The 7,009-nt window shown below is 58.7% G+C and carries 12 protein-coding genes and 3 pseudogenes; 10 read left to right on the top strand and 5 right to left on the bottom strand.

The window, feature by feature from the left end:
* The 3 genes from NKI22_RS31280 to NKI22_RS31270 form a co-directional block, all read right to left on the bottom strand.
* A partial coding sequence (locus NKI22_RS31280; RefSeq protein WP_352959675.1) for a TCP-1/cpn60 chaperonin family protein occupies positions 1–178 on the bottom strand: 178 nt, incomplete at its 3' end.
* A gap of 3 nt (positions 179–181) precedes the next feature.
* Positions 182–517, bottom strand: coding sequence for a co-chaperone GroES (groES, locus tag NKI22_RS31275; protein WP_352485014.1), 336 nt, complete (start codon positions 515–517; stop codon positions 182–184).
* Between the two features lie 382 nt (positions 518–899).
* Positions 900–2,036, bottom strand: a complete 1,137-nt coding sequence (locus NKI22_RS31270; RefSeq protein WP_352708773.1) for a redoxin family protein — start codon at positions 2,034–2,036, stop codon at positions 900–902.
* Positions 2,037–2,558: 522 nt separating this feature from the next.
* Between NKI22_RS31270 and NKI22_RS31265 the strand changes: the two genes are divergently transcribed.
* The 8 genes from NKI22_RS31265 to NKI22_RS31230 all read left to right on the top strand — a co-directional run bounded on the left by NKI22_RS31265 (position 2,559) and on the right by NKI22_RS31230 (position 4,845).
* Positions 2,559–2,726, top strand: a complete 168-nt coding sequence (locus NKI22_RS31265; protein WP_352485012.1) for a type II toxin-antitoxin system VapB family antitoxin — start codon at positions 2,559–2,561, stop codon at positions 2,724–2,726.
* Between the two features lie 90 nt (positions 2,727–2,816).
* Entirely contained in the window at positions 2,817–2,990 is a 174-nt protein-coding gene (locus NKI22_RS31260) for a hypothetical protein (RefSeq protein ID WP_245278771.1), read from the top strand.
* Between the two features lie 237 nt (positions 2,991–3,227).
* A complete protein-coding gene (locus tag NKI22_RS31255) occupies positions 3,228–3,362 on the top strand; it encodes a hypothetical protein (protein ID WP_023722620.1) in 135 nt (44 codons plus the stop codon).
* 135 nt (positions 3,363–3,497) lie between these two features.
* Positions 3,498–3,836 (top strand): type II toxin-antitoxin system RelE/ParE family toxin, encoded by a 339-nt coding sequence (locus tag NKI22_RS31250; RefSeq protein ID WP_352485010.1) that lies wholly within the window; start codon positions 3,498–3,500, stop codon positions 3,834–3,836.
* Positions 3,833–4,186, top strand: a complete 354-nt coding sequence (locus tag NKI22_RS31245; protein ID WP_023722622.1) for a helix-turn-helix domain-containing protein — start codon at positions 3,833–3,835, stop codon at positions 4,184–4,186. Before NKI22_RS31250 ends, NKI22_RS31245 begins: the two co-directional genes overlap by 4 nt.
* A gap of 82 nt (positions 4,187–4,268) precedes the next feature.
* Entirely contained in the window at positions 4,269–4,487 is a 219-nt protein-coding gene (locus NKI22_RS31240; protein WP_352485009.1) for a type II toxin-antitoxin system VapB family antitoxin, read from the top strand.
* A 65-nt stretch (positions 4,488–4,552) separates the two neighbouring features.
* The gene (locus NKI22_RS31235; protein WP_352485008.1) at positions 4,553–4,726 is read left to right on the top strand and encodes a hypothetical protein; all 174 of its coding nucleotides are present in this window, start codon (positions 4,553–4,555) and stop codon (positions 4,724–4,726) included.
* Complete coding sequence (locus NKI22_RS31230; RefSeq protein ID WP_023722625.1) at positions 4,705–4,845, top strand: hypothetical protein; 141 nt, start codon at positions 4,705–4,707, stop codon at positions 4,843–4,845. Before NKI22_RS31235 ends, NKI22_RS31230 begins: the two co-directional genes overlap by 22 nt.
* Positions 4,846–5,038: 193 nt before the next feature.
* Here NKI22_RS31230 and NKI22_RS31225 read toward each other — a convergent pair.
* Positions 5,039–5,378, bottom strand: a pseudogene (locus tag NKI22_RS31225) (MFS transporter); the annotation flags it as partial.
* 32 nt (positions 5,379–5,410) lie between these two features.
* Positions 5,411–5,575 (bottom strand): annotated as a pseudogene (locus NKI22_RS31220) (transposase); the annotation flags it as partial.
* 1,206 nt (positions 5,576–6,781) lie between these two features.
* Here NKI22_RS31220 and NKI22_RS31210 point away from each other — a divergent pair.
* Complete coding sequence (locus NKI22_RS31210) at positions 6,782–6,934, top strand: hypothetical protein (RefSeq protein WP_352485018.1); 153 nt, start codon at positions 6,782–6,784, stop codon at positions 6,932–6,934.
* Positions 6,871–7,009: pseudogene (locus tag NKI22_RS31205) on the top strand (type II toxin-antitoxin system HipA family toxin); the annotation flags it as partial. The gene NKI22_RS31210 and the pseudogene NKI22_RS31205, both read left to right, overlap by 64 nt.

Below are 7,009 nucleotides of genomic sequence, written 5' to 3'. Positions count from 1 at the left end.
CGATTTCCTTGGCGACGGTGACGCCGTCCTTGGTGATGCGCGGTGCGCCGAACGACTTGTCGATGACGACGTTGCGGCCCTTGGGGCCGAGCGTGACCTTCACTGCGTCGGCGAGGATGTTGACGCCGCGCAGCATGCGCTCACGAGCGTCGCGGGAAAATTTTACGTCTTTGGGCATTTTTTAGCTCCGAAGGTCTGTGGAAGAGGCGAACTGGATTTCGGCGGTCAGAATGATGCCCATAATGTCGGATTCCTTCATGATCAGAAGGTCTTCGCCATTGAGCTTCACTTCGGTGCCGGACCACTTGCCGAACAGGATGCGGTCGCCAGCCTTCACGTCGAGCGGAACAAGCTTGCCCGCCTCGTCGCGCGCGCCGGAGCCGACGGCGACGATCTCGCCTTCCTGCGGCTTTTCCTTTGCGGTGTCGGGAATGATGATCCCGCCGGCGGTCTTCGCTTCGGAGTCGACGCGGCGAACGACCACGCGGTCATGCAGCGGCCGGAAATTCTTTGCCATTTTTGGATGTCCTTGGTGCGGATGTTGAATGGTGTTCCGTTGCCGGAGCGTGCGAGTGCTATCGTGGCGCTGAGACAGGCGGTCGGCTGCGTCCCCGTCTTCCCCGCCTGTGGGTGCAGGTGGATCGGTGGGCAGCGTCGAGCTGGCTAGTAACCTTTTTTCATGTTCCAAGCATTACTCCAGTGCCATCTTTGACGGGTCCGGGAGACCCGCAGCGGCAGTATGTTTTGGTGAGGTGATCAGGGGACGTCGTCTTCTCCTTGGTCAGTCACGTGTTTGCGGATGACGGCGAGGCTGGGCTGGACGCCTGGGCCGGCTATTTGCACAACCACGCCAGGAAAGTGGACGAATTGACCAGTAAGGCATTCCGACACGCCCCTTCTTAGGTTTGCTCCTCGGCCACCCCATTGACGTTGGGAGAATCCTTTTGCGGAGCTACACAGATAGTGCCGTGACAAACCTTCTCACCCTTGTAGTTGGCCAGAGCCTGCAGCAACTCCGGTAGAAGGTGCTGTTTCAGGTCGTTCGAGATAGGCTCCGGACCGTCCAGCACCTTAAGTGCCTGCTCGACCAACTCGATCGCGCGATCTTTGTTGCCGCTCTCATGATAGTACTGAGCGACCATCGGATAAGACATGAACTTAGAGCCGTGGCCTTGCGGCAGTGCCACGATGTGTTTAGACAGCTCTTCGCCCATCGCAAAGCGCTCAGCAGACGGAAAGCCCGCATAATCAAAGCACGGCGCGAAGAGTAGGAATAGCCCATAATATATCCAGTGCTCGGACTCTCTGTTGATCGCGTCGCGAACGAATTGGCGCATTTCGGGCAAGCCGGCCTCCATGTCGCGCATTTTGTGAAGCAACAGATGCGCAAGACTCACGCGGAAATATAGGTTGTCCGGCATCAAGGCGACGCCCTCCTCGATTGCCGAGCGCGCCGTCTTCCAATCATTTGTCTCCATCGCCGCCCGATATCTAGCCTTGATCGGCTTCGTCAGCGCTTGTTCGCGCGCTTTGGGTTCGCCTTTCGCGATCCGCTCCCTGTCGGCGGCTTTCGCTTGATCGCTGGCGCGCCAGCTGCCGTTGAGCACCTTCGGCAAAACCTCATCGAGTTCCGTCGGGCCACCAATAAAGGCGATGTGGCCGTCTCGGTCGACCACGAAACTGGTCGGAATCCAGCAAGAAAAGCTGGGCTCCATCCAAAGCTTTTTCATTTCGCCTGTGGAGTCGAACGCCATCCGAAAGTTCAGATTCGAGAACTTTTCGGTCAACCACGCGTCCAGATTGCTGCGGGCCTCATCGGCCGTTGGAGCGTCTTCACTAGCCGCGACTCCGATGATCTCAACGCCGCTGTCCCTGTATTTCTCCTGCAACTGCATCAGATGAGGCATCGCGTCCACACATGGGCCGCACGAAGTTGCCCAAAATTCGACGATGTATACTTTCCCGGGCTCGAAGCTGCTGAGCGGCTCGCCACGCAGCCAGGTTTCCACTTGAATCGAAGGGGCCGGGGACTCCATCTGCAAGACCGGGTGCTGTCCAAAGTTATTTCCAAAGGGTAAGGTTGTCGGCACTCTGGTTTCCTTCCTAGAGAGGCACGGGTTGGGGGGAAGAGGAGCCTCTGGTTGCTCCCTTATTCGTGCAAGGGCCATGCCAGCGAGCTCAGCGCGCACATGCTTTGGAAAAACCTCCCGGTGCCCCAGATGACCGGTTGTAATGCACCTGATATTTTTGCCATTGTTTGTTCTGAACCTGTCATATTGTCTGCCGCTGTCAGGTTTTGGACACGCTTCGCGCCGCCCGAAAAGCGTGGCCCGTCCCCGAAGCGCCAAGGCCATAAGGACGCGCGGCAGGCAGCCTCTGCCCGTCCCGAGGGAATTCGCCTCAGTGACATTGGTGGGTTGGCTCGCCGCTAACAGTTTTGAAGAGGAGGATGAACAAAGCCCCCGGCGAAGTGTGAGCCAGCCTAATCGACCGACACTGCGGGTATGCTCCAAGCTACACAGTGATGTAAAGGGCGCTACGCGCTTGGAGCTACACACATGACGCTGAACATTCGCAATCCGGAGGCCGATACTCTCGCTCGGGAGCTTGCGCGCATTGACGGCACAAGCATCACCCGATGCTGTGATTGTCGCCCTGCGGGAAACCATACGCAACCGGATGAACAAGGAAAGCCCGATAGAAACGGCGCAAAAGACACTGGCTAAGCACGGCCTGTCTTTCAGCCAGGTCGAAAGCCGGTTCCACCGGAGGCCTATCACGAGCTCGACCATGATCTCAACAGGTGGTGACGAATAATGTTCGTCGATGCATGTGCGATCGTCTCGATGATGGCGGCGGAGGACACGGCCGACGCCTATGAAGCGGCGCCGCTCGATGCGGCTCGCCGTTCACATGACACTTGCTGCCTAGGAAGCCATCATCGTGCTTTCACGGCCGGATCAGTTGAATTGCGCCTACAAAGCGGCTGAGGCGGTCGTCGTCGAATGGCTCGCAGCACCAAAGATTCGGCTCTGCGAGCCCGGTTCGCCCCGACACGTCCTGTCCTACGCGGTCGCTGTCGCCGGACAGCACGGCATAGCAAAGCGGCGCCTCAGCAAGTTCGATTGCCCCTACGCCTATTCCAAGGCGATGCACTCGCCGCGGCTCACGCTGGACCACCTTTTGCTTCAGACAGACGTGGCGACCTTGCCAAAAGGATCAGATGAATGACCGTCTTCGAAAAATCGACTGAACTGCCGGAATTGACCGGGGTCGTTGCCGCCGAGCAGGTAGCCGATCAGCCGTCCCTGTGGTCGACGGGAAGCACGTTTTGCATGTCAGCGGCCATTTGCAGCGCCTGAGAGCTCGTTGCGGGGCTGATTTCCAAATCCAGAGGATAAGGATAATCGATCGGTTGGAGGCGTCGTTTCGGTAGATCGGCCATTGACTCTGCCCACCGCTGGCTCATATATAACCCATTGGGTTATAGGAAGTGCATGCAGACCGTCGCCGAGACACCATTGTTCATCAGGCAGGCGGCGGAGCTGTTTAGCGACGATGAGCGGAAGGAACTGATCGACTTTCTCGCTGCCAATCCGCAGGTGGGTGATGAGATTCCAGGTACCGGTGGCGTTCGAAAGATGCGGTTCGGCGCCAAAGGCAAGGGTAAGCGCGGTGGCGCAAGGGTCATCTACTACTGGTACAGCGATGACGCACCGATCTACGCGCTGTTGGCGTACGGCAAGAATGAAAAGGTCGATCTGAAGCCGGACGAGGCAAAAGCGGTTGCAGCCTTCGCCAAGGCGATTAAGGCAGCGAACAGGAGCAGGACATGAGCGAGATGACAAAATTCGGCGCTGATCTGATCCAGTCTATGTCGGAAGCTCTGGCGCACGCGCAGGGTAAGGACGTTCCCGGTATCAAGGTGCACAGCGTCGATGTTGGCGCGGTCGACGCCAAAGCCATCCGCAAGAAGCTCGACCTGACACAGGATGAGATGGCGACCGTGCTGGGAACCAGTCCATCCGGCTACAAGAAGTGGGAGCAGGGCAAGCGGCAGCCAAGCGGCGCGGCCCGTACACTGCTTCGCGTCATGGACCGGGAGCCTGAGGCGGTGCTGCGTGCTCTAACGCCCAATGATACGGAGGCCAACCTCAACAACAAAACTCCTGCAGCCGCGCACTGAGCAGGGGAGGGGAGGGCCGCTTTCAGAGCCCCGACGCCTTGGTGAGATTGACCCGGAACCACCGCCTACGCGCGATGGCCGAGTGGAAGGCTATCGCGGCTCAAAATTGCTTGATTATCTTGCCCTGTTCTCCGCTCGCCCGCTCGCCAACAATCCGGAGGCCGATACTCTCGTTCGGGAGCTTGCGCGCATTGACGGCACAAGCATCACCGATGCTGTGATTGTCGCCCTGCGGGAAACCATCCGCAACCGGATGAACAAAGGAAAGCCCGAGAGAAACGGCGAAAAAGATTCTGGTTAAGCACGGCCTGTCTTTTCAGCCAGGTCGAAAGCCGGTTCAACCGGAGGCCTATCACGAGCTCGACCATGATCTCACAGGTGGTGACGAATAATGTTCGTCGATGCATGTTCGATTGCTTCCACTACGCCTATGCCAAGGCGATGCGCTCGCCGCTGCTCACGCTGGACGAGCTTTTGCTTCAGACAGACGTGGCAACCTTGCCGAAAGGATCAGATGAATGGCCGCCTTTGAAAAATTGACTGAACTGCCGGAGTTGACCGGGGCCGTTGCCGAGCAGGTAAGCGAGCACATGGCCTTGATCGCGCGCGGCGAGGAGCTCGACCTTCCATGGCGTAGACTTCGCGTCCTTATCGACTAGGAGCTTGTGGAAATAGTAACACCGGCGCTCTTGGGCGGTTCTCTTCGGGGGAGTCGGACAAGCCTTGGCTGGTCAGAGAAAGGAACGCAGTTTATGCGCGGTTGAGTGGAGCCGAAGGCCAGAAAGGGGGCCTGGGAGTGAGCCTAGGCCCCTTCGCGGCGGGTTGGCATCGGCTGACAGCTTCATCATGACGTCACCTCGGAGGACGAGAAGCGATTGTTGACGCACGGGTACGAGCTGCCTCGGTCGTTCGCTCGATCGAAAGGACTGTGTGTGGAGGAAGCTCTCCATCGTGCAAGGCGAGAGGCTGCTGGGCTGCTTCCTTGTCCGCTGCCGTGAGCCGATGATTCAGGCGAAGAAAGTCCATCCAGGTTGGCGTGCGAAATGTCTCTGTCCAAAGTGAAGGCGTTTGGAGGTTGCGCTGGAGCGTCCAGTTTCGCGCACCGGCGCGGCTAAGAGCGTGGCGCTTTGCACGCATGCAGGAAGGCGTCGGTATTCTTTTCGGATATGCAATAGTCGATTTTGGTGGGGACTGTCAGGAATTCTGTGCGCGAGGCCGGTCTCGTCATTGGCTGACGAACCTCTCGCCGAAGACAACGGCGAACTGGGTCTTGGCCTCGAACCATTCGCGCGGCGGTCGTTTCCATTCCTCAGCCGCATGGTTCAGGACCAGATATAGCAGTTTCATCGCCGCGTCGTCACTCGGGAAGTGTCCGCGGGTGCGGACGGCTGAGGATCTTCGTGCTGCACGTTTTTTGCCTTCCACGAGCCGATCGTTAACTCACGGCTGCCAGTACTGACTTTTTGTCTATAGATTTGTGTGATCGGTCAGTATTTCCAGAGCATGACCTAGCAGTCGCTTCCGCATGCTCCACAATCAACTTTGGGGCGGCAGCGGAACCGGGCCGGGTGAAGACCGCAGCTTGACCCCACTTGTTCACAGACGGGAGAGACAACGAACCCTAACAGGAGAGGTGCCACAATCTCGTCCTCGCCCTGGTTGACGACGAGTGCTCAGGGATGGCTTCCCTAAGCCCGATGATGATCGGCATTCGCGATGACCCCTCGTGAATGCGCGTTTTGTGATGGCAAGGGATTAGAGCTCGACTGGCCGACTTGCCGGGGCCAGTATTCGGTCCGTGTCCACAGATTAAGAACGAAGCGGTATTCGCATGGCTGTCAACGCGGACATTGAGAGCATTCGCCCGCCTGATTTATCGGCGCAGACGCCTAGAACGATCGAAGCTGTCCGCCGGGAAGTCCGCAGCCTCAACCATCATCTCGATCAAGACCGTCCGTAGCCGTGGCATACTACCCATCCGGCGAGGCTCTCGCATCAAGACCAGCCAGCGCCCTGGTTTCTCCCGGATCATCAGCGATTTAAATCAAATCCGTCTGTGGATACTAACGATTGCGCCTCCCTCACCTCCTAGACGGCTAATGCGGGCGGTAACTGAGAGGGTCATATGACAAGCGATTTTTCCGCCGCGCGGGTGCATTTAGATCGAGCGTATCACTACCTGCGGGGCGATGACCCGATAAGTCGGAGGGGGCGCGAAGCCTTGGACCTGCTACTTGAGGCGGTTACCGTCGAAGAGTTTAAGCAGCCACGCCAAAACGCGGAGATGCTAATGTTTCCGATTGGGCGCCGCTTCAGAGTCGGCCACCATGAACATGGTGCGCAGACACCCTCAGAATACCGCCCGTCCCGGCATGAGCCAAAGTCGGGCAATCGAATGGGAGTCCGAAGCGTGTCGCTCACAACGATCCGTACTTAGCCGCCCTGGCTGAAGCTTCAATGCAATCCGACGTCGAGTTGCTCACGCCCGACGCCGGGTTCTTGTGATCGAGGCCGGCTGCGGCGGAGCCGTTTCGCCAGCCATTCGCTTGGTTTCCCGTCCCAGAACGGCGTTGAACGGGCCGAGATCACGGTCGCGTGAGCAGCTTTCGCGGCTACGAGACGCTCGCCTGGTACGACGGAACGGCCGAACGGGTAGGGGGCCGCGACGCATTGGGCGTCCCACTCGCCGACGGGGCGAAAAGCACCATGAAGGCAATGTGCGGCCAGGCAATGATTTCGATCTCTTAGCGGCGCTGGGCGCCGATCTGCCGGGAGCCGTACGGGCGTTGCCAAGTGACGGCGCGATAGCGGTTTCGCAGGATG

The sequence above is a fragment of the Mesorhizobium sp. M0778 genome (genome assembly GCF_040320105.1).
Taxonomy (GTDB): Bacteria; Pseudomonadota; Alphaproteobacteria; order Rhizobiales; family Rhizobiaceae; genus Mesorhizobium.
Note: the sequence above shows the minus strand (reverse complement) of the source record. Positions and strands in the feature narration are given on the sequence as shown.

What these genes read in the sequence shown, in the direction of transcription:
- groES (WP_352485014.1), bottom strand. Translation starts at nt 517, where the DNA reads ATGGCAAAGAATTTCCGGCCGCTGCATGACCGCGTGGTCGTTCGCCGC.
- NKI22_RS31245 (WP_023722622.1), top strand. Translation starts at nt 3,833, where the DNA reads ATGAGCGAGATGACAAAATTCGGCGCTGATCTGATCCAGTCTATGTCG.
- NKI22_RS31230 (WP_023722625.1), top strand. Translation starts at nt 4,705, where the DNA reads ATGGCCGCCTTTGAAAAATTGACTGAACTGCCGGAGTTGACCGGGGCC.
- NKI22_RS31255 (WP_023722620.1), top strand. Translation starts at nt 3,228, where the DNA reads ATGACCGTCTTCGAAAAATCGACTGAACTGCCGGAATTGACCGGGGTC.
- NKI22_RS31265 (WP_352485012.1), top strand. Translation starts at nt 2,559, where the DNA reads ATGACGCTGAACATTCGCAATCCGGAGGCCGATACTCTCGCTCGGGAG.
- NKI22_RS31270 (WP_352708773.1), bottom strand. Translation starts at nt 2,036, where the DNA reads ATGGAGTCCCCGGCCCCTTCGATTCAAGTGGAAACCTGGCTGCGTGGC.
- NKI22_RS31260 (WP_245278771.1), top strand. Translation starts at nt 2,817, where the DNA reads ATGTTCGTCGATGCATGTGCGATCGTCTCGATGATGGCGGCGGAGGAC.
- NKI22_RS31250 (WP_352485010.1), top strand. Translation starts at nt 3,498, where the DNA reads ATGCAGACCGTCGCCGAGACACCATTGTTCATCAGGCAGGCGGCGGAG.
- NKI22_RS31235 (WP_352485008.1), top strand. Translation starts at nt 4,553, where the DNA reads ATGATCTCACAGGTGGTGACGAATAATGTTCGTCGATGCATGTTCGAT.